This is a genomic window from Labrenzia sp. CP4 (assembly GCF_001579905.1).
GTDB lineage: Bacteria > Pseudomonadota > Alphaproteobacteria > Rhizobiales > Stappiaceae > Roseibium > Roseibium algicola.
Window position 1 is genome coordinate 591,239 of sequence record NZ_CP011927.1, and the last position, 19,744, is coordinate 610,982.

The window sequence follows — 19,744 nt, forward strand, 5'->3', positions numbered from 1 at the left end:
GAAGTGGTGATACTCCGGACAGTTTGTCCGGTTTCACAGGACGTTCGCATGGCACTCTTTGATGCAATCGAGATCTTCGCCCGGGTGGTTGAAGCCGGAAACATTACCCGGGCCGCCGAGCAGCTCGGCTTGTCCAAATCCCGTGTCAGCGAATGTGTCATTGCCCTGGAAAAACGTCTGGGGGTACGGCTCCTCGACCGGACCACCCGTCACGTTTCTCCAACCGAAGCCGGTGTGATTTTCTACCAGCGCTGTACCCGTGCACTGGAAGAGGCACACGCAGGCGTAACTGAAGTGATGGCGTATCAGGAAACTCCAGTTGGCCATATGCGGATCGGTGCGCCTGAAGCTTTTGCTGACCGGTTTATCATTCCGGCACTCGGGTCTTTTCTTGCAGAGAATCCGCAAGTGACAGCAGAAATCGTAGAAGACATGCGCATGGTCAACCTCGTTGAGCAGCGTCTCGACCTGTCGATAAGGATCGTGCGTGAACCGGAGCCTGCGACGATTGTCCGTAAACTCGGCATGTCGGAGATCCTCGTCTGTGCCGCACCGGACTACATCGCAAGGCATGGGGTGCCGCAACATCCCGTCGACATTCCGGACCACAAGTGCATCGGGTTCGCTGCGCTCTACTGGGCACGGGAATGGCCGTTCTTGTCGCCTCAGAAACACACCGTTTCACTGTCTCCCGTGATGATTTGTAACAGCACGGCATCGCTACGGGCAGCGGTCGTGTCGGGTATCGGCCTGGCGGCACTCCCCCGTTGGGCGGTTGCCACTGAGCTGAATGAGGGGGCCCTGGTCAGGGTGATGCGGGACTGGACGCTACCTGAAAGCGGCATCTATGCCGTCTATCCTTCAAACCGACTGGTGACGGCGAAGGTGCGCCGCTTTGTCGATCACCTGGCGCCGATCCTGCGCCAAAGTCTAAGCGACATGCCGGACATGGACGTAGCGCAAGATGGATGTCCCGCAGATGGCATAAATGTGATTTCGGATGGTTCGCGCCCCGACGAACAGGCCGCCAGTTTGCGTTGATTTGCGCGCATTACCGTTCGGTTTTTGGCGACCGAAAGGCGCTGCTTGGCCGTAAATCGATGCTGACGCCTGTTCCTGTCATTGAGGTGTTTGTTGAAAAAATACACCCATTAGTAGTAATTCAGGCGAGGTTGAGAAACGGGTTTAAGTAAATTTTTCGAAAAAAGTACCGATATATTCCCCAGATGGGGAATAGGAGATATGCCGTAGGGGCATAAGATCTTCCTGGCTGCGTCGGGGCGGTATGGCTGTTTAAGCTGGAACGTCTTGTTTGGTGTCAGCTGTGTTTTTGCCGGTTGCTTACTCGAGGGGCGGTCGGTCCTCGAAATTCGTTTCGGGTGTTTTTTAAACTATCGATACTGGCGTTAGGGAGCCGGGTGAGGTCGGAACTACCCGCTTGCAGCCCGCTGCAAAGTACCGGTTCGAATCCGGCTCCCATATTCCTCTCACACTTGTAGATCCATTGTTCCGATCTGCCAACTTCCTTTTGCCTAGCTGGCAAAGAGCAGCGCACTGCCTGCCACAACACCTGCCGCGCCTACCCAGGCGCCGAGCGCCGGTGCTTCCCCGGTTCGCCACCACATCATCGGTAGCATGAGGACGGGTGTCGTTGCCGACAGGGTCGCGATGATGCCGACTTCTCCGCCGGACAGCGCGAACAGGATCAGCGTCATCCCGAGACCCATGCCGAGCAAGCCGGAAATGGCGATCAGGCCGACGACCGGAAGCGTAAAATTTCCCGCCGGCTTGACCCAGCTGACCGGAAGGCGTGTCAGGAGCAGCAGGCCCACAGCCGCAACGCCGACGCGTATGCTGGAGGCTGCGACCGGGTCAGCGCCGGTTTCCATGATCGGACGGGCAATGAGGGAGCCGACCGACTGGGACAGCGCCGCGGCAAGGCCGAGAAGCACGCCAATCCATACCGGACCCTTGATGTTTTCCCATTTGTGAAGCTGGGACTTGCGCTTGCCGAAACGGATGGCCAGCAGGACACCCAGAAAGGTAAGGCCGATACCGACCATCTGCGTGGGGCTGAGGTCTTCGTTCAAGAGCAGCCAGCCAAGGATCGCCGACATGGGGGCATTCAGAGAAAACAGCATTGCAGTCCGGCGTGGACCCATGCGGTTCAACGTCAGGAAAAGCGCGGTGTCGCCAAGAAAGATGCCGACGAAACCGGACAGGACAAGAGGCAGCATCTGCGCGTCGCCGATGGAGCTCCACCCCGTGGTCAGGAGAACCCAGGCACACAGCATCAATGCCACAAGCACCATGCGGGTACAGTTGAAGGCAATCGCGCCGAGATGCTGAGCGGGGCCGGTGGACAGCAGACCTGTCAGCGCCCACAGGGCAGCCGCGCCGAGGGCTGCGGCTTCATAGAGAAACATCGGGTCAGGTCCGTAACAGATCGTCCTCCGGACCGGGCACTTTGCCGGTCCAGGCGGCTTCGAAGAAGGCGACTTCCAGTTTGCTCATCTGGCGGAAAAGGCCCGCAACGCGGGCCTGCTCGGGTTCCGGCAGATTGAGGCCGATCCGGTCCATTTCCGCCCGAATCCAGGTCACGAAAGCCTCGAAGCCAGGCACGGCGTGCAGGTCAATCCACTCGGCGAGATAAAACGCGTCCGGGCGCGGTTTTCCCGCTTCGCGCTGGCCCCAGGTCAGGTAGCACCATTCCGCGGAGAGAAGGCATGCAAGCCCTTCGGCGTAACTGCCTTGTCCGGACGATTTCAGCAGGAGCTGCGAGAAGGCGCGGGTCACGGGGCCCTGTGCTGCGGTCTCGTAAACCCGCGGTTCCACGCCGAGCGCCTCGAACGAGCGCAGGAAATAGTCGTTTTCCTCCGAGGTCAGCAGAGCCAGGAAACCGGAGAGCCGAGACTTGGCGGGCATTCCGGGAGCTTTGGCGACTAGATATCCCAGCGTGGAAGCGAGATCCGTGACGAAGGTGTAATCCTCGATCAGATAACGCGCATAGGCTTCCTCCGGCATGGTGCCATCGCCGATCGCAACGGTGAAGGGGTGGCTGCACGCATCGCTCCAGTAGGGCTCGGCGCAAGCTGCCAGCCAGTCGGTGAAGCGTCCGCCGGGAGTGCTTTCAAGGAAGTCGGTGAACGACCCGTCAAATTCAGAGGGCATGGGAGAAAACTCGTTGGCGACCTTTGCGAACGCCGGGAACAGGAGATGACAGAGGTGATGCTGTTTTGGCGGCCTGTCAACATCAAAACCTGTCGGTCGCCGGCAATGTTCGGGTTTGTGGCGCTGAGCTGAGTGTTGTCGCTTCAACGCTCGACATAGCGCATCGAGCTTCCCCGCAAAGAGGAAATCCGGGGCCTGGATCGATGGCTCGGGGGGCTGCTTGGTACGTGTCGGGAACGCGGTTCCCGCTTCAGGACCTTCGCAGTGCCGTCGACCGGATGGCAGCCGGCAGGCCACAAGAAAACGGGCGCCCGAGGCGCCCGTTTGAACTGTCGATCAGGCTGCTGCCTTCTTCGGCGTGATCAGGCCGCGGTTCACGAGAACCTCGGCGATCTGGACGGCGTTGAGCGCCGCACCCTTGCGCAGGTTGTCGGAAACGACCCAGATGTTGAGGCCGTTTTCAACGGTTGCGTCCTCGCGGATGCGGGAGATGTAGGTCGCATCTTCGCCAGCACTTTCGTATGGCGTGATGTAGCCGCCGTCTTCCTGCTTGTCGATGACGAGGCATCCCGGAGCTTCGCGCAGGATGTTGCGGGCTTCTTCAGCGGTGATCTCGTTTTCGAACTCGATGTTGACGCTTTCCGAATGGCCGATGAACACCGGTACGCGCACGGCGGTGCAGGTCACCTTGATGGCCGGATCGAGCATCTTCTTGGTTTCCGCCAGCACCTTCCATTCTTCCTTGGTGTAGCCGTCTTCCATGAAGCTGTCGATGTGCGGGATCACGTTGAAGGCGATGCGCTTGGTGAACTTGCTCGGCTCAATCGGATCGTTCACGAAAACCGCACGGGTCTGGTTGAACAGCTCTTCCATCGCTTCCTTGCCGCCACCGGAAACCGACTGGTAGGTGGAAACGACGACGCGCTTGATCTTTGCGTGATCATGCAGCGGCTTCAGCGCCACGACCAGCTGGGCGGTGGAGCAGTTCGGATTGGCAATGATGTTCTTTTTCGTGAAACCGGCAACGGCATCGGCATTCACTTCCGGCACGATCAGCGGCACATCCGCGTCGTAGCGCCATGCGGAAGAGTTATCGATGACAATGCAGCCCTTGGCAGCGATCTTCGGCGACCATTCTTTGGAAACGGTGCCACCGGCGGACATCAAGCAGATGTCGGTGTCGGAGAAATCGTAGTTCTCCATGGCCTGAACCTTCAGCGTCTTGTCGCCGAAGGAGACTTCGGTGCCCTGGGAACGGCGGGAAGCGAGGGCGACGACTTCGTCTGCCGGAAAGCCGCGCTCAGCGAGAATGTCCAGCATCTCGCGTCCGACATTGCCGGTAGCGCCTGCAATTGCGATCTTGAAACCCATCTTTGACTAGTCCTTGTCCGTCTCCCCGCTTCGCCAGCCGCCCGGTTCTGGATGGGCGTGGCCGGCTCCCGGCGCCTCCCATCCCCGGGGAGGCGGGATGAGCGGCACCGTCAAGCGGTGGTCTTGGTGGTCTTGGTAGTGCGTTTAAGAGCGGTTGCGGCAGCCGTCCGGGGCTCGCCGCGCATGAAGGTAGCGCTGGCAAGGGCCTGGGACATCATATCCAGAATGTCGGCTTTCAGCCGGGTCATCGGGGCTCGCAATCGTCAAAACTTGAGACGGCGGTGTTTTTGCCCGGAAATCCCCGCGAGTCAACAAGGAATAGGCAGGTGTTGCCAGCTAAGTGAACGAATTGATGCCGTTCGGGAACAGTCGAATAGCAACAGCCTCGGCAATTTCACCGAAAGAAGACCTTCGGCAGCCTTGTGTTCTGGCGTGGATGTGTTCGTTTTTTGCAGGTCAGGTGGCAAAGAGCCGTCCCGGTCCACGGTCCGCCGTCGGCAGGTCCGCCAGATGCATCATGTGCCATGCGAGCGCCAGGTTGGAGCTGATGACGGGTTTGGAAAGACGTTTTTCGCAGGCTTCAATGACAGGCATCGTGCGCAAGTTAGTGCAGGAGGCAAAGACGGCTTCTATCTCCGGATCTTTCCCGACCTCGCAGATTGCCTCTTCCACGGACTGCAGGCTGATCCTTGCAACTACGGCTTCTTCCGCTTGCCCGAAAGAACCGACACTCAAGGGCGTTATGCCGTTTTCTTCCAGGAGACGGCAGAGTGCGTCGGAGACTTCCTCCACATAGGGCGAGACGATGGCGATCCGCGAGACACCAAGGTGTGCAAGGGCTGCAACGACTGCGCGGGCGGGGTCGGTCACGCGTGCGCCAGGATGAGTTGCCTGGATCGCACCGGCGACCTGATCCGATCCGATCACCGTTGCGCCGGACGTACAGGCATAGGCAATGACGTCGAGTGGGCGCGTTCCCGGCAAGAGGGCCGCGGTGTCCGTCAGCCGGGCCTTCATCTGCATGAGTTTTTCGGAGGTGACTTCGGAAGCGCTCTCGATTCTTGCGTGAAGCAGCGAGACGCCTTCCTGATCAAAGAGGGGCCGAAACTCGCGCTCGATGGTTTCGTCAACCGACAGCAAGATCAGGCCTAAAGCCGCTTTGGTTGCCGATCCCCTGTCGCAGTCGAAGGAAAGTTTCATGCCGCGGTTCCAGGTGTTCTAGCGGGTGATAACCGGAATGTCCGGCCCTGCCGGCACGGTCAGGAATTCGGGCGATCCGTCTCGAATGACGATGTTTTCCTCGTGAACCATCATCCTGCCGGGTCCGAGAGCAAGGCTCGGCTCCAGTGTCAGCACCATGTTTTCTCGAAGTGGGGTCTCGTCGAAGCCGGTCAGGCTGGGCGCTTCGGTAAGCTGCATGCCAAGCCCGTGGCCGAGCCGGCCGACGTCACCTTCGCCCTGGTCCAGCACCTTGGTCATGGCCTGGAATAGATCGGCACAGGTACGGCCCGGGCGGGCAATTTCGGCAGCTGCCTCAACGGCCCGGACAAGTGTTTCATGGGCGGATCTGACGGCATCACTCGCCTGGCCGATCGCAAAGTTGCGGTCAAAATCGCAGAAATATCCGCTTTTGGTGGCACCCGTATCGAGCATCAGGACGTCCCCTTCCTGTAGGGGCCGGGCCGAGGGGGGAGAAATAACATCGCCGTAGCCGTCCTGTCCGGCTCCGCCGACCAGATAAGGCACATCGTCCGCACCTTGCTTCAGAAGCTCGATCCGGAAGGACCGGAAAACCTCGTTGAGCTGTTGGCCGGTGTGGAAAAGCTCCGGTGCCCTGGCAAATGCTTCCGAACCGATACCGCAAATCTCGCGCAGGAGAGCAATTTCACGTTCAGATTTCACCATCTTGAGGCTCTGGATCACACCGGTTCCGTCCAGATATTCAGCGTCGTTTGTGAGATCTCGAAGGCGCTGAAAGTCGCGAAGTGGCATGCGAAGCACGCTTTCCCGCCCCATCGGCATGGCGATTTTCGTGAAGCCCTTGAGGGTATCCGCGAGCAGGGCGATGCCGTCATCGACGGGGTGCGGGGCGGAAAACACCCGGATATCGTCAATCCAGGTGCTCGCCATCAGGTGCGCGCCGATCTGCGGAATGACCGCAATCGGCTTGCCGGTTACCGGCACCACGAGGAACCAGGGCCGCGTAGGGCTCTGCCAGAACAGGGTCCGGAACCCGGTGAAATAGCGCATTTCGGCTTCGGTCGTGAAAAACAGCGCCTCGATGCCCTGGGAATGCATGGCTTTTTGGGCCGCTTGCGTGCGCGCGGCAAATTCGTCTTCAGGAAAATCCTGTTCAGACATCTTCCGGTCCCTCGGAAAGATAGCAGAGCACCCGGGCTTCAGATCCGAGGCCGAGGGTCGATGCCCCGCCACCTGCGTGTCGAACGGCTGTGATGCCGCCCGCACCGGATGGCGTCGTCGCAATGCCGTTGTTGCCCAGCCAGTCGACCGTTTCAGCCGCTTCGCTGTCGGAAACGGTCACGAAGAAATCGGCTTCCCTGGCCAGGTACTTCAGCGCCAGATGCGAGGGTTCCTTGCAGTCTAACCGGCCCATGTTCGACACCGGACCGGGCGCCGTGACGGGCTTTCCGGCTTCGATGCTGGCCATAAGGGCGGGTGCGTATTCTGGCTCCACCACGACGATGGTGACATCGCGGCCCCAGGTCAGGCGAGCGCCGACGGCACAGGCGGCGGCAAGTCCGCCGACACCCGCCTGCAAGAAGACATGCGTGGGCGGCGTCTTGATCTGCCGGGCAATTTCCGCGGCTATCACAAGATAGCCCTCCATGACGTCGTGTCCGGCGGCGGTCATGCCCGGCCAGGTGCTGTCTGGCAGCAAGGTCCAGCCTTCGGCGTCGGCGCGTCTCTGGGCTTCCGCCATGCTGTCTTCATAGGTGGCTCCGGCCCGGACAACATCAGCGCCCCGGGCCTTGAGGCGGGCCTCAAAGGCGCTTGGAACAGTTTCGGCCACGAAGACGACGGCCCTGGCCCCAAACAGCGGAGCGCCTGCTGCAAGGGACATGCCGTGGTTCCCGGCACTCGCACACACAAAGGTTCTGCCGGTCAGCGCGGAAGCGTGCGACTGGGCAAGTCCGCCCCGAACGCGGCTGTCCGCCAGTTTGGCAATCGCATAGGCCGCGCCAAGTGCCTTGAAGCTGCCAAGACCCATGCGTTGCCGTTCGTCCTTGAGGGCAAGGTTGCCGATAGCAAGACCGGCCGCGAGGTCATTCACAATCAGCAGCGGGGTTTCATCGGCACGCGGGCATTTCCGAAAAAGGTTCTCTGCTCCGGCGACGTCCTGCGACACGGATCCATCCGCAAGCCCGCTTTGCTCGGGAAGGCCTTTGCCGAGGAACGGATTTTTCAGTGTTTTCATCATCTGCCCCGCGCGGTTTCCCAGGCAGGTCAGCAGCTCTGAAGGCCGGTTGCAAGCGACTTGCTGAAAATGACGGTTACGAACCAGATCGGGCCGTGTCCGAGATGTTGCGCCTGGTTGCGAAAAAGACTTGCCTGTTTCTGATGAATCGAAATATCATGAATTATGGATATGAAAGATGCACTGAGCGCCTTTGGGGCGCTCAGCCAGAAAACCAGACTGGAAGTCTTCCGGTTGTTGATCCGGGCTGGTGAGGCAGGAATGACCGCCGGCGAGATCGGTGAGGCTCTGGACGTTCGGCAGAACACCATGTCGGCGAACCTTGCTGTTCTGCTTCAGTCCGGGCTGGTCCGAAATGAACGCGAGGGGCGGTCGATTCGCTACTTCGCGGATCTTGACGGCATACGCGAGTTGCTGACGTTTCTGATGGCTGATTGCTGTGGTGGTCATCCGGAACTTTGTGCGCAGGTCATCGAGACGATTGCCTGCGGAGAGACCTGTTGAGGTTAAGGGGGATCAAATGTCCGGCGATGTCTACAACGTGCTTTTCCTGTGCACTGGCAATTCCGCCCGGTCGATCATGGCGGAGGCGATCCTGAGCCGGGAGGGGCAGGGCCGCTTCAGGGCGTTTTCTGCCGGGTCACAACCGGCTGGAGCGGTGCGTCCGGAAGCACTTGCCTTGCTCAGCAAGCTCAATTTCAAGACGGATGAGCTGCGCTCGAAGGACTGGGCCGAATTCGCTGCGCCGGATGCCCCGGTCATGGATTTCGTCTTTACCGTTTGCGACAATGCGGCGAAGGAAACCTGCCCTGTCTGGCCTGGCCAGCCAATGTCAGCCCATTGGGGCCTGCCGGATCCGGCAGCCGTTTCCGGAAGCGATAGCGAAAGGGCTGTCGCATTCAACGATGCCTTCCGGATGCTCAGCAACCGGATCTCGGTTTTCGTGAGCCTGCCGATGTCTTCGCTCGACCGTCTGTCCCTGCAGAAGAAACTCGATCAAATCGGGCAGTCCGCCGAAGAGCGCGTGTAACGTTTCTCCGGCGGACTGGTTTCAAGGTTGTCGCGTCAGGCGACTGCCTGGCCTTCGCGCGACGTGCGCAGGGTCAGCAGTGCGATGACCAGGGCGATGAGAGCACAGGCGGCAACCGCGCCAACCAATGGCAAAGCTGTCCGGTCGAAGAACGGGCTGCAGACGAGGATCATCACGCCACCGGCAACCATCTGGAAGGTGCCACCGAGGGAGGATGCCATGCCGGCATGTTCGCCATGTTCTTCCAGCGCCATGACCATCACAGGAGCAATGACCTGTCCGAGGCAGGTGTTGCCGATGAAGAAGAGTGCCATCAGAACCGGCAGGTCGTCGATGCCGCTCCACACAAGAATGACCAGCAGAACGTTGGCTGCCGCAAATCCGCTGACGGCCCTCAATGCCACTCTGCCCATGCCGAAGCGCTCACCAAGCGAGGCGGCAAACTGGGAAGACGCAAAGAAGCCGATCGCGTTCAGCGCGAAAACAAGGCTGAAGGCTGTCGGCGTCAACTGGTACTGTGTCATGTAGACCAGCGGCGCTGCGGCGATGAAGACGAAGAAACTCGCAAGCGAGAAGCCACCGATCAGCGTCAGACCCATGAACCTGCTGTCACGCATCAGGTAGATGGCGCTGCGCAGCATTGCTGTCGGGTCGATCTTGCCCCGGCGCTCGGCCGGTAGCGTTTCGGGCAGCAAGAAGGCCATTTGCAGCATGGCGAGAAGGGAAATCACGCCCAGGGCCACAAAGATCAGGCGCCAACTGCCGAACTGGATGATCAGGCTGCCGGCGAGCGGTGCAAGCATCGGCGAAACGCTGAAGACCAGCATCACCAGAGCCATCAGCCTGGTCGCCTTTGGTCCGGTGTGGAGGTCGCGGACCACGGCCCGCACGATGACCATCGGCGCGCCGGCACCAAGCGCCTGCACGAAACGGCCGAATGTCAGGGCTGAAACGTCCACCGCGGTCGCACACATGACCGATCCGATGAGGAAGACGATCAGGCCCAGGAAGGCGGGCAGCTTGCGTCCAAACCGGTCTGCCAGCGGACCGTAGATCAACTGGGCTAACCCGAAAGCGATGAAATAGACCGTGAAGGTCATATGAACCGCAGCGTCGTCCGTCTGCAATGCCTGCACGATTTCCGGCATGGCGGGCAGATAGAGGTCGATGGCAAATGGACCGACAGCAGCGAGAAGCCCCAGCACAATGGCGGAGCGGACAAAACCGATCTGCATTGGAAAATCCGATGAAAAATGCGCCGGAGGCACAAATGCGGGAAAGTCTGGAAGATGGAGGTGGCGGAGATTACCGCCCGGCCTTGATATGATGTAAGTGCTCGAAATGCAAATTCAAGGCTTGCTGGGTGTTGTCATGAAAGCTTCATGCAACTGTCACCGATATTGTAATCAGGGCCACTAGCTTGCGCGCACCATCAACCCGATATTTTGTGGGAGCGAGTGCAATGGCGGACCTTCGTGGGCGCTTTTTAAAAGGTGTCAGCCTTTCAGTCCTGTTCGGCCTTGGCGCCGTGTCGGCAGCACAGGCAGAGTATTTCGAGCGTATCAACACATTCCCGGTCTACAAGACCCTGCCGGAAGGCGTGGATCAGGCCACCGAAACCGTTGCCGAAATCATCTACGCCACGAAGGACGGCCGCACGCTCGTCTTCACCGACAGCCCGGGCGAAGCCATTGTTTTCGTGAATGCGGCCAACCCGCTGAACCTGCAGCCGATGGGCCGCACCGCGCTTGGTGGTGAGCCGACTTCGGTCGCCGTCGGCGAAACATTCGCCTATGCCGGCGTCAACACGTCCGAAGACTACGTCAATGCGTCCGGCCATCTGGCCGTGATCGCTCTCGACGGTCTTGGTATCACCGCGAAGTGCGATGCAAAGGGTCAGCCGGACAGCGTTGCCATCTCTCCGGACGGCAAGTTCGTTGCGATCGCCATCGAGAACGAGCGCGATGAAGATCTGAACGACGGTGTGATCCCGCAAATGCCGGCCGGCCATCTCGCGATCTTCGATCTGGACGAAACCGGCACGCCGACCAACTGCGACGCGGTTCGCATTGTCGACCTGACAGGTCTTGCCGAAATTGCGCCGACCGATTCGGAGCCGGAGTTCGTTTCGATCAACTCCCAGAACCAGGTTGTCGTCACGCTGCAGGAAAACAACCATATCGCCGTGGTCGATCTGGCCTCCGGTGAAGTTGTCAGCCATTTTTCCGCCGGTACGGCTTCGGCTGAAAACATTCCGGTGTCCAAGGCGCGCATGAGCGATGCCTCCGGTTCGACCGAAAACGTCAAGCGTGAGCCGGATGCGGTTGCCTGGATCGACGACGAGCGTTTCGTGACCGCCAACGAAGGCGACTACGAAGGCGGTTCGCGCGGCTTCACCATTTGGAACACCAAGGGCGAGGTCCTGTTCGACAGCGGCAACCAGATGGAACACCTTGGCATGGCCAACGGCCACTATCCGGCCAAGCGCGCGTCCAAGAAGGGCACCGAGCCGGAAGGTGTGACGGTTGGTGAATTCGGCGGTGAAAAGCTGATCTTCGTCAATTCCGAACGCGGCAACTTCGTCGCTGTCTACAAGGACACCGGTGCCGAGCCGGAATTCGTCCAGTTCCTGCCGACCCACGTCGGTCCGGAAGGCTCACTTGCGATCCCGAGCCGTGACCTGTTTGTGGTTGCCAACGAGGTCGACAGTGCGGAAGACAACGTTCGCGCGCAGGTCTCCCTCTACAAGTTCGGTGCGGACGCTCCGTCCTACCCGATGGTCGTGTCCGAAACCGACCCGGAAAAAGGCGCGCCGATCGGCTGGGGCGCACTGTCCGCACTGGCTGCAGACCCGGAAGACGGCAACAAGCTCTACGCCGTCAGCGACAGCTTCTATGACGACGCCCGCATCTACACGCTGGACATCTCTTCCAAACCGGCAAAAATCGTTGCCTATGCAACCGTTCAGGGTGGCAAGCAGGCAAAACTGGACCTGGAAGGCATCTCTGTTGCCAAGGATGGCGGCTTCTGGCTGGCTTCCGAAGGCAATCCGGAAAAGGAACTGCAGCACCTGCTGCTGAAAGTCGGCACCGACGGTCAGGTTCAGGAAGAAATCACGCTTCCGGAAGAGCTGAACGCCCAGTCCGCGCGTTTCTCCTTTGAAGGCGTTGCCGAGTTCGAAATGGACGGCAAGACGCTGGTGGCCGTCGCCGTTCAGCGTGAATGGAAAGACGACCCGAAGGGCATGGTGAAGCTGGCCATCTACAACCCGGCCGACAAGTCCTGGGGCTTCGTTCACTATCCGCTCGACAAGCCGAAGAGCGCAGCCGGCGGCTGGGTCGGCCTGTCGGAAATCGTCTCCATGGGCGACGGCAAGTTCGCCATTCTGGAGCGCGATAACAAGGGTGGTGAAGACGCAGCCATCAAGCAGATCACCACGATTTCCCTGGAAGGTGTGACCCCGGCTGCCTACGGATCTGAGCTCCCGGTGGTCCAGAAGCGCTACGCCATGGATATCCTGCCGGCTCTGGCTGAAGGCAAGGGCTGGGTTCTCGACAAGCCGGAAGGCCTGACGATCACGGCCGATGGCCGTCTGATCCTGGTCACCGACAATGACGGTGTTGACGATGCACCGGGTGAAACCCGGTTGATCGACCTCGGCCCGGCAAGCCGCCTGAACTAAGGCACTTCAGACAAAGGTCCTCCCAAGACCTGAGCGAAGGTCCGGCCGCTTTATGCAGCCGGGCCTTTCCTTTTCTGCATTGCCATTCTCATGCCGTGAAACTTCGTCTTTGCCAGTGCCACAGGGCAGCAAGGCTGTGCAGTCCGATGAGTGCTGCAAGCAAAAGCGCCGCGGCATGGTGCAGGCCTGCCGGTGGCAATCCGGCGAAAGCCGCAAGTCCCGGCAATGTGCCATTCGCAATCTTTTCAAGGCTACCGGATATGACGATCATGCCGATACCGCTGACCAGGAGCAGCAGCGGTATGAGGCGCAAGGCGGCGTGGACGCCCTTGCCGATAGCTTGCTGCAACCCGGAATGAACGGCGAACACCGGGTGAGGGGTACCCTTTGCCAGCCAAAAGATTGTGCGGACAAGAGCGAGCAGGCCCGCAGACAAGCCAAGTCCCAGATGGGTTTTCAGAAGGTTTGGCGAAAACGGTTCGTTGTTCGTCAGGGCATAGCCGGTAGCCAGGGCGCTGATGGTAAGAGCGGCAATCGTCCAGTGCAGCAACCGGTATCCGGTTACGGGCAAGGCCGCCATCATTCATCCTCCCGAATGACGGTGTAGAGTGCGGCATGAAAGCTGATGCCCTTGAATTCGGCGACAATGCCGCTTTTGCCGAGCTTCTGAATGGCGGCCTGATACGCATCTGGACTTTCCCAAAGCGCGATGTTGACCAGCTGGAACTTCGCCTGCGGAGACAGGGACTGGTGCAGGCGCGTGGTGATGTAGCCAGGCTGCTCTTTCAGGAAGTCGCGCGCCTGTTCCCAGCTGCGAACTGCGTCGGCAAGACGGTCTTCGGGAACTTCGAAGGAATTGATCAGCGTTACCGGTGTGTTGGTGTTGATTTCACTCGCCATGGCGGAGACTCCCAAGTTGGCGGTCAGGAAGGAAAGTGCTGCCAGATGAATGGCACGACGTGTCCAGAGTGATGTCATTTCGAACTCCTAATTATATAGCAAGCTATGTTTATTTATATAGGGTGCTATCTATCGTATATGCAAGGGATGACCTTCGAAAAAGATTCCTCCGCCGGGTATCTGGCAAACCACATGGCACGGCTGTTTGCCGCCGGTCTCCATCGCCGTATCCGGCCGCTAGGCCTTTCGCCGGGCCAATTTCCGGCACTGGTCGCCCTTTGGGCAAAGGAAGGACGCACGCAAAAGGAACTCGTGCAGTTGCTTGATATCGAACAGGCAACGCTGGCAAACACCCTGGCCCGGATGGAGCGGGACGGCTTGATCACCCGTCGGGCGAGTGAAGAAGACGGCCGGGTTCAGGAAATATTCCTGACCGACAAGGCCAAGGTTTTGGAAAAGGAAGCCATCGCGTCTGCGATTGCCCAGAACGGAGAGGCGCTGGAGGGGTTTTCGGAACAGGAAAAGGCGCAGTTCCTGGATTTCATGCACAGAGCCATTTCAGCCATGCAGAAAGCCCAGACCGGCAGTTCCCGATGAGTGCCAGCATGCTGGGCCTGTTCGGCGTATCCTTTCTGGCTGCCACCCTGCTGCCCGCCCAATCCGAACTGGGCCTTTCCGGCCTGATTGCGCTTGGAACGGAACCTGTCGTTCTGCTGGTTGCGGCGGCAAGCCTTGGCAACACGCTCGGATCAATGGTCAATTGGGGCCTCGGCAGGGCCGCAACCGCCTGGTCGACCGCTTCCTGGTTTCCGGTCAAGCCTGACAAGCTCGCCAAGGCAACGGGCTGGTATCACCGCTACGGACGATGGAGCCTGCTGCTCAGTTGGGCGCCGATTATCGGCGATCCCCTGACATTGGCGGCAGGCGTGCTCAAGGAGCCCTTCTGGAGCTTCACCCTGCTGGTCGCAATTGCAAAGACAGCACGCTATGTCGCTGTCGCGTTGATCACGTTGCAGGTTATCTGAGACTGCGGGCCAGTCGGGGGAATACGAAACCTTCGCTGCGCGGGACGCTTAACCCTCAAAACGCTCGATCAGATCCCACTTGTTGCCGAAGGGGTCCTGGAAGACGGCAACCTTGCCATAAGCCTCGTGGCGTGGTGTCTCCAGAAAGGTGACGCCGGCCGTTAGCATCGCCTGATGATCGCGATCGAAGTTGTCGGTGTGCAGGAACAGGAACACACGGCCGCCGGTCTGGTTGCCGATGGCGGCGTGCTGATCGTCACCGTCGGCTTGCGCCAGCAGGAGACGTGTCTCGGAGCTGCCCTTGGGCGCAACCAGTACCCAGCGCTTGCCGCCGCCAAGGTGAGTGTCTTCAACCAGGTTAAAGCCAAGCTTGCCGACATAAAAGTCGATGCCCTGGTCATAATCCGGCACGATGAGGGCGATCGCTCCAATCATCTGTTTCATGGCAGGCCGTTTCCTACTGCGCGCGCCGGTAGACGGACACGTTCGTGTAGCTTGCAACGTCGACCAGGTGGACGGTTTGCGTCACGGTCAGCGTTCTGCCGTCGTCAGACAGTTCCCGGTCGGCTTTCATGATCGTCAACCCTCCGCGGCGGGCTTCCGAAATGAGGTTGCGATCTCCCTGGAACACGAGACGCATGGCGTCGACCAGGCCGCTTTTGCCAAGACGCACTTCCGGACCGTCCGGCATTGCCTCGAAAGTGTCGTTGGTGACTTCGCCGTCGGAGGCCACCTGGTTCATCGTGAAGACGGCAACGCCGAAGTTCTCATCGATCTTGAGTGTGGCGCTGCGTGGCGGTTCGCCTTGTTCGAAGTCGCTTTCCTCCGTGTCGAGGATCCAGGTGCCGAGAAAGGGGGCGAGTTTGTCTTCGATCATGGGACCAGCGGTATCTTGAAAAGGGAAAGCCGCCACCGGGATAACCGGTGACGGCTCTGCTTGCAAATGGCGATTGCCTATCAAGCGCTCAAGGCGTCCAGTTCGGCAATGATGGCGTCGCCCATTTCCACGGTGGAAACGGTGGCCTGGCCAGGCGCTGCGATATCTTTCGTCCGCAGGCCCTTGTCGAGAGCGTTGGCGATGGCCTTGTCCAGTTTGTCGGCGGCTGCAACTTCCTCGAAGGAGTAACGCAGCGCCATGCCGAAGCTGGCAATCATGGCGATCGGGTTGGCAGCGCCCGTGCCGGCAATGTCCGGAGCCGAGCCGTGGACAGGCTCATAAAGCGCCTTGCGCTTGCCGGTAACACCATCCGGTGCGCCGAGCGATGCGGACGGGAGCATGCCGAGCGAACCGGTCAGCATGGCGGCAACGTCGGACAGCATGTCGCCGAAGAGGTTGTCCGTCACGATGACGTCGAACTGCTTGGGCCAGCGGACAAGCTGCATGCCGCCGGCGTCAGCCAGCATGTGCTCCAGCTGAACATCCTCGTAGCCGTTCTTGTGCGTCTGGGTAACGACTTCGTTCCACAGTACGCCGGACTTCATCACGTTCCGCTTTTCCATGGACGTGACCTTGTTGCCGCGCGTGCGTGCCAGCTCAAAGGCGACGCCGGAAATGCGCTCGATCTCGTAGGTGTCGTAGACCTGCGTGTCGATACCGCGTTTCTGGCCGTTGCCGAGGTCGATGATTTCCTTCGGTTCGCCGAAGTAGACGCCGCCGGTCAGCTCGCGCACGATCAGGATGTCGAGACCTTCGATCACGTCCTTCTTCAGCGAGGATGCATCGGCAAGCGCCGGGTAGCAGATGGCCGGGCGCAGGTTGGCGAACAGCTGCATGTCCTTGCGCAGACGCAAAAGGCCGGCTTCCGGGCGAACTTCGTAGGGAACGTCGTCCCACTTGGGCCCACCGACGGCGCCGAAGATAACCGCGTCGGCAGCCATGGCCTTGGCCATGTCTTCTTCGGAGATCGACTGGCCATGCGCGTCATAGGCGGAACCACCCACCAGGCCTTCGTCGGTTTCAAAGGACATGCCGCCCTTTTCATTGAACCAGGCAATGACCTTTTTCACTTCCTGCATGATTTCCGGGCCAATGCCGTCACCCGGCAGAAGCAGAAGGTTTTGTGAAGCCATGGATGTTCCATCCCGCATTTTGAGAAATCTGATGGCGATGGGTTAGCGCGTCGGCCGTTGTCTTTCAAGATGAAGCCAGTTGCGAAGAACTCAAGCAAGCCGTGGGGAAAGGTCAAGAACGGCTGAAGGGCCCGGAGAGCAGAGGGATTGAAGCCGGTTTCAGGACAGCTCCTGCAAGGATCAGCCGAGCCAGCCCCGCACTGCCTGGAACAGGAGGTTCAGCGCCAGCGCGGTCATCACCCATCTGAAGCCGGTCTTGAAGCTCTTCTCGTCCATTCGGCCGAGCAGGCGGCTGCCGGCGAGTGTGCCGAGAAAGCCGCTGGCGATCATCAGGACAATCAGTCCCAGCCAGGGCGCAAAGGCGAAGCCGAGCGCGCCGAACGCAATGATCTTGAAGATGTGCATGATCAGCGCGGTGATTGCCTGGTTGGCGACGAACCCGTGGCGCGGCAGGCCGAGGGTCGACAAGACGGCACCGCCGATGGGGCCGGCCGCACCGAAGAACATGGACAGGAACGTGGAGGCAAAACCCGCTGCTGCCATGACCCGTTTCGGCGCCTTGCCGAAATGCGGTGCCTTGCCCCAGACGACCCACAGCACAAACAGGCCGATGCCCGCCTTCAGAACCGCCGGCGGCAATTCCACCGCGATAGCGCCGCCCACGGCTGCGCCAATTGCCGCCCCGACTGCGAACCACAGCGCAATCAGCCAGTCGACATGTTTCAGTTGCACCAGCGCACGCCCGGCGTTCGATCCGAGCTGAACGACACCGTGGACCGGCACCAGGGCACTGGCCGGCATGACGGTTGCCATGATCGCGATCAGCGCGACCCCGCCGCCAAGGCCGACGGCCGCTGTCAGGGCCGAGGTGAAGAAACTCGTGACGATCAGTGTCAGCGATGCAGCAAGGTGCAGCTGATCGGGAAAGAAGAAGCCGGCGATGTCCGACATGTCACGACCATCTCTTGTTGGCGTAGTTGACCGCTTCGCGGACATCCAGTGCGCGGGTGGAATTGCCGCTGCGCAGATAGAAGACCGAGGCCTTGTTTTCTTCCAGATAGACGGCGCGGGGTGCCGGGCTGACGATGACCATCGCCACGTCTTTGCCGTCCACCCTGGAAAAGACCGTGTGGATGTAAGGACAGAGATCTCCGCCGAGTGTCTTGGAAACGATGTCGTTGACGGTGCGCTCGAACGAATCGAGGTCCGGGCTTTTCAGCGTTGCCAGGTCCTTGTCGAGACCAAGCGGTGTGCCGTTGTCGTCAACACCGATCAGAAGATGGCCGCCATCGGCATTGAAGAAGCCGGCAAGGGTCTTGGCGATGACCTTTTCCAGGGACCGGTTGGTCCGGTTTTCCTTCAGGTCCCAGCGCAGCGACGACTTGAACTCCACGCGCCGGTTTTCGCCCTGTTTCAGAAGATCGGGAATGAGCGCGGTCTGCTCTTCGCGCAGCGACCGGTAGGCTTTGGATGTTCGCATGTAGTTGCGGGTGAAGATGCCGAAGGCGAGGCCGACAACTGCGCCGAGACCGGTATAGGCAACCGCAACATCCAGATGCCGGGGAAGCAGCACCAGCCACAGGCGCGCCGTCAGAAATTCAAGGAGGTTCGGAGCCGTTTCCGAAAAACGGGCCAGTTCCCACCAGACCACCACAAGGTTCAGCGGGTGGATCACCAGGACACCGACAATGGCCCCGACCACGACATAGGCTGCCAGAAAGGGAAGCTTGAACGGGGAAAGAGCCATATTTGAAAATCCAAATGAAAACGCCGGTCGGAACCGGCGTCACTCTTAATCCAAAACCTTCCCGCCGTCATCCCGGCCCGTCATCCCGGGTCGGCATCGTGCGAACCGGGATGGCGATGAAGGATTTCACAGGCGGTCAGGCCGCCGCGGGCAGGGCCGTTTCGACCAGTTTCACCCAGTAGGAACAGCCGACAGGGATCAGGTCGTCGTTGAAGTCATAGGCCGGATGGTGCAGGCCCGCGCTGTCGCCGTTGCCGGCGAAGATGAACGCGCCCGGGCGTTCTTCCAGCATGTAGGAGAAATCCTCACCGCCCATCATCGGCTCGATCTCGCGATTGACCTTGCCGACCCCGGCAATGCCTTCGGCGACGGCTGCCGCGAAATCCGTCTGCTCGTCGTGGTTCGCCGTGACCGGATACCCGCGCGTGAACTGCAGAACTGCCTTTGCGCCGAACGCATCGCCAACAGAGCTGACGATGGATTCCATCCGTGCCTGGGCGAGATCCCGCATTTCCGGGCTCAGCGTGCGCACGGTGCCGCGCAGCAGCACTTCCTGCGGAATGACGTTGAAGGCGTTGCCACCCTGGAAAACGGTCACCGACACAACAACCGAATCGAGCGGATTGGCATTGCGGCTGGCGATGGTTTGCAGCGCGGACACCAGTTGCGAGCCGATCACGATCGGGTCGATGGTCTCATGCGGCTTGGCGGCATGGCCGCCCCGGCCGGTGATGGTGATGCGGAATTCGTCGGTCGCGGCCATGATCGGGCCCTTGCGGATGGCGAATTCGCCCACCGGCATGCCCGGGAAGTTGTGCATGCCGTAGACTTCCTCGATCGGCCAGCGGGTCAGGAGACCATCGTCGATCATCGCCTTCGCGCCTGCGCCACCTTCTTCAGCCGGCTGGAAGATGACGACGACCGTGCCGTCGAAGTTGCGGGTCTCGGCGAGATACTTTGCAGCGCCCAGCAACATGGCGGTGTGGCCGTCATGGCCGCAGGCGTGCATCTTGCCCGGGATCTTGGAGGCATAGTCCTTGCCGGTGATTTCCTCGATCGGCAGCGCGTCCATGTCGGCACGCAGGCCGATGGTCTTGCCGGCACCACCGTTGCGGCCCTTGATCACGCCGACGACGCCCGTCTTGCCGACGCCCGTTGCGATTTCATCGACACCGAAGCTCTGCAGCAGCTCGGACACCTTCTCGGCAGTCCGCACCGTTTCGTAGAGAATTTCGGGATTTTCGTGAATGTCGCGGCGCCAGGCGGTGATCTCGTCGGCCAGATCCGCGAGGCGATTAACGATGGGCATGCA

Annotated in this window: 22 protein-coding genes; 6 read left to right on the forward strand and 16 right to left on the reverse strand. The window is 60.3% G+C overall.

From position 1 onward, the window contains the following. Nucleotides 1–48 precede the first annotated feature (48 nt). Nucleotides 49–1,041, forward strand: a complete 993-nt coding sequence (locus ACP90_RS02880; RefSeq protein WP_062486673.1) for a LysR family transcriptional regulator — start codon at nucleotides 49–51, stop codon at nucleotides 1,039–1,041. 491 nt (nucleotides 1,042–1,532) lie between these two features. Here the strand turns inward: ACP90_RS02880 and ACP90_RS02885 are convergent, their stop codons facing one another. The 7 genes from ACP90_RS02885 to ACP90_RS02910 form a co-directional block, all read right to left on the reverse strand. Further along, on the reverse strand, nucleotides 1,533–2,426 hold the full coding sequence (locus ACP90_RS02885) for a DMT family transporter (protein ID WP_062486675.1): 894 nt from the start codon (nucleotides 2,424–2,426) through the stop codon (nucleotides 1,533–1,535). A gap of 4 nt (nucleotides 2,427–2,430) precedes the next feature. Further along, nucleotides 2,431–3,171 (reverse strand): TenA family protein, encoded by a 741-nt coding sequence (locus ACP90_RS02890; protein WP_062486677.1) that lies wholly within the window; start codon nucleotides 3,169–3,171, stop codon nucleotides 2,431–2,433. A 336-nt stretch (nucleotides 3,172–3,507) separates the two neighbouring features. Beyond that, entirely contained in the window at nucleotides 3,508–4,542 is a 1,035-nt protein-coding gene (locus ACP90_RS02895; RefSeq protein ID WP_023002877.1) for an aspartate-semialdehyde dehydrogenase, read from the reverse strand. A gap of 110 nt (nucleotides 4,543–4,652) precedes the next feature. Continuing rightward, complete coding sequence (locus ACP90_RS28375) at nucleotides 4,653–4,790, reverse strand: hypothetical protein (RefSeq protein WP_006937785.1); 138 nt, start codon at nucleotides 4,788–4,790, stop codon at nucleotides 4,653–4,655. 208 nt (nucleotides 4,791–4,998) lie between these two features. Next, nucleotides 4,999–5,742 (reverse strand): aspartate/glutamate racemase family protein, encoded by a 744-nt coding sequence (locus ACP90_RS02900; protein WP_062486678.1) that lies wholly within the window; start codon nucleotides 5,740–5,742, stop codon nucleotides 4,999–5,001. Nucleotides 5,743–5,760: 18 nt separating this feature from the next. Further along, nucleotides 5,761–6,903 carry a Xaa-Pro peptidase family protein gene (locus ACP90_RS02905; protein ID WP_062486681.1) on the reverse strand — a complete coding sequence of 381 codons (1,143 nt, stop codon included), beginning with the start codon at nucleotides 6,901–6,903 and terminating at the stop codon, nucleotides 5,761–5,763. Further along, nucleotides 6,896–7,978, reverse strand: coding sequence for a pyridoxal-phosphate dependent enzyme (locus ACP90_RS02910; protein ID WP_062491294.1), 1,083 nt, complete (start codon nucleotides 7,976–7,978; stop codon nucleotides 6,896–6,898). Before ACP90_RS02910 ends, ACP90_RS02905 begins: the two co-directional genes overlap by 8 nt. Nucleotides 7,979–8,143: 165 nt before the next feature. On the opposite strand from ACP90_RS02910, the gene ACP90_RS02915 reads away from it, so the two are divergent. Then, a complete protein-coding gene (locus tag ACP90_RS02915; RefSeq protein WP_062486682.1) occupies nucleotides 8,144–8,482 on the forward strand; it encodes a metalloregulator ArsR/SmtB family transcription factor in 339 nt (112 codons plus the stop codon). Nucleotides 8,483–8,498: 16 nt separating this feature from the next. Continuing rightward, nucleotides 8,499–9,008 (forward strand): arsenate reductase ArsC, encoded by a 510-nt coding sequence (locus ACP90_RS02920; RefSeq protein ID WP_055659727.1) that lies wholly within the window; start codon nucleotides 8,499–8,501, stop codon nucleotides 9,006–9,008. 35 nt (nucleotides 9,009–9,043) lie between these two features. On the opposite strand, the gene ACP90_RS02925 is transcribed toward ACP90_RS02920, so the two are convergent. Further along, nucleotides 9,044–10,243, reverse strand: a complete 1,200-nt coding sequence (locus ACP90_RS02925) for a multidrug effflux MFS transporter (protein WP_055659725.1) — start codon at nucleotides 10,241–10,243, stop codon at nucleotides 9,044–9,046. Between the two features lie 227 nt (nucleotides 10,244–10,470). On the opposite strand from ACP90_RS02925, the gene ACP90_RS02930 reads away from it, so the two are divergent. Then, the gene (locus ACP90_RS02930; protein WP_062486684.1) at nucleotides 10,471–12,690 is read left to right on the forward strand and encodes an esterase-like activity of phytase family protein; all 2,220 of its coding nucleotides are present in this window, start codon (nucleotides 10,471–10,473) and stop codon (nucleotides 12,688–12,690) included. Nucleotides 12,691–12,778: 88 nt separating this feature from the next. Here ACP90_RS02930 and ACP90_RS02935 read toward each other — a convergent pair whose 3' ends face one another. Together ACP90_RS02935 and ACP90_RS02940 are read right to left on the reverse strand one after the other, a co-directional pair. Continuing rightward, the gene (locus tag ACP90_RS02935) at nucleotides 12,779–13,273 is read right to left on the reverse strand and encodes a cytochrome b/b6 domain-containing protein (protein ID WP_062486685.1); all 495 of its coding nucleotides are present in this window, start codon (nucleotides 13,271–13,273) and stop codon (nucleotides 12,779–12,781) included. Continuing rightward, a complete protein-coding gene (locus tag ACP90_RS02940) occupies nucleotides 13,270–13,668 on the reverse strand; it encodes an antibiotic biosynthesis monooxygenase family protein (RefSeq protein WP_082809654.1) in 399 nt (132 codons plus the stop codon). Before ACP90_RS02940 ends, ACP90_RS02935 begins: the two co-directional genes overlap by 4 nt. Nucleotides 13,669–13,737: 69 nt before the next feature. Here ACP90_RS02940 and ACP90_RS02945 point away from each other — a divergent pair, with 69 nt between their 5' ends. Continuing rightward, nucleotides 13,738–14,187 (forward strand): MarR family transcriptional regulator, encoded by a 450-nt coding sequence (locus ACP90_RS02945; protein ID WP_023002888.1) that lies wholly within the window; start codon nucleotides 13,738–13,740, stop codon nucleotides 14,185–14,187. After that, entirely contained in the window at nucleotides 14,184–14,615 is a 432-nt protein-coding gene (locus tag ACP90_RS02950) for a YqaA family protein (RefSeq protein ID WP_062486688.1), read from the forward strand. Before ACP90_RS02945 ends, ACP90_RS02950 begins: the two co-directional genes overlap by 4 nt. Before the next feature lie 48 nt (nucleotides 14,616–14,663). On the opposite strand, the gene ACP90_RS02955 is transcribed toward ACP90_RS02950, so the two are convergent. The 6 genes from ACP90_RS02955 to ACP90_RS02980 all read right to left on the reverse strand — a co-directional run bounded on the left by ACP90_RS02955 (nucleotide 14,664) and on the right by ACP90_RS02980 (nucleotide 19,741). After that, entirely contained in the window at nucleotides 14,664–15,059 is a 396-nt protein-coding gene (locus ACP90_RS02955; RefSeq protein WP_062486689.1) for a VOC family protein, read from the reverse strand. A 13-nt stretch (nucleotides 15,060–15,072) separates the two neighbouring features. Next, nucleotides 15,073–15,492, reverse strand: coding sequence for a hypothetical protein (locus tag ACP90_RS02960; protein ID WP_023002891.1), 420 nt, complete (start codon nucleotides 15,490–15,492; stop codon nucleotides 15,073–15,075). Nucleotides 15,493–15,572: 80 nt separating this feature from the next. Then, on the reverse strand, nucleotides 15,573–16,685 hold the full coding sequence (gene leuB / locus ACP90_RS02965) for a 3-isopropylmalate dehydrogenase (RefSeq protein WP_062486691.1): 1,113 nt from the start codon (nucleotides 16,683–16,685) through the stop codon (nucleotides 15,573–15,575). A 180-nt stretch (nucleotides 16,686–16,865) separates the two neighbouring features. Further along, nucleotides 16,866–17,636, reverse strand: coding sequence for a sulfite exporter TauE/SafE family protein (locus ACP90_RS02970; protein ID WP_062486693.1), 771 nt, complete (start codon nucleotides 17,634–17,636; stop codon nucleotides 16,866–16,868). A 1-nt stretch (nucleotide 17,637) separates the two neighbouring features. Continuing rightward, complete coding sequence (locus ACP90_RS02975; RefSeq protein ID WP_062486695.1) at nucleotides 17,638–18,432, reverse strand: ATP-binding protein; 795 nt, start codon at nucleotides 18,430–18,432, stop codon at nucleotides 17,638–17,640. 136 nt (nucleotides 18,433–18,568) lie between these two features. After that, the gene (locus tag ACP90_RS02980; RefSeq protein ID WP_055659708.1) at nucleotides 18,569–19,741 is read right to left on the reverse strand and encodes a M20 aminoacylase family protein; all 1,173 of its coding nucleotides are present in this window, start codon (nucleotides 19,739–19,741) and stop codon (nucleotides 18,569–18,571) included. Nucleotides 19,742–19,744: the final 3 nt, after the last annotated feature.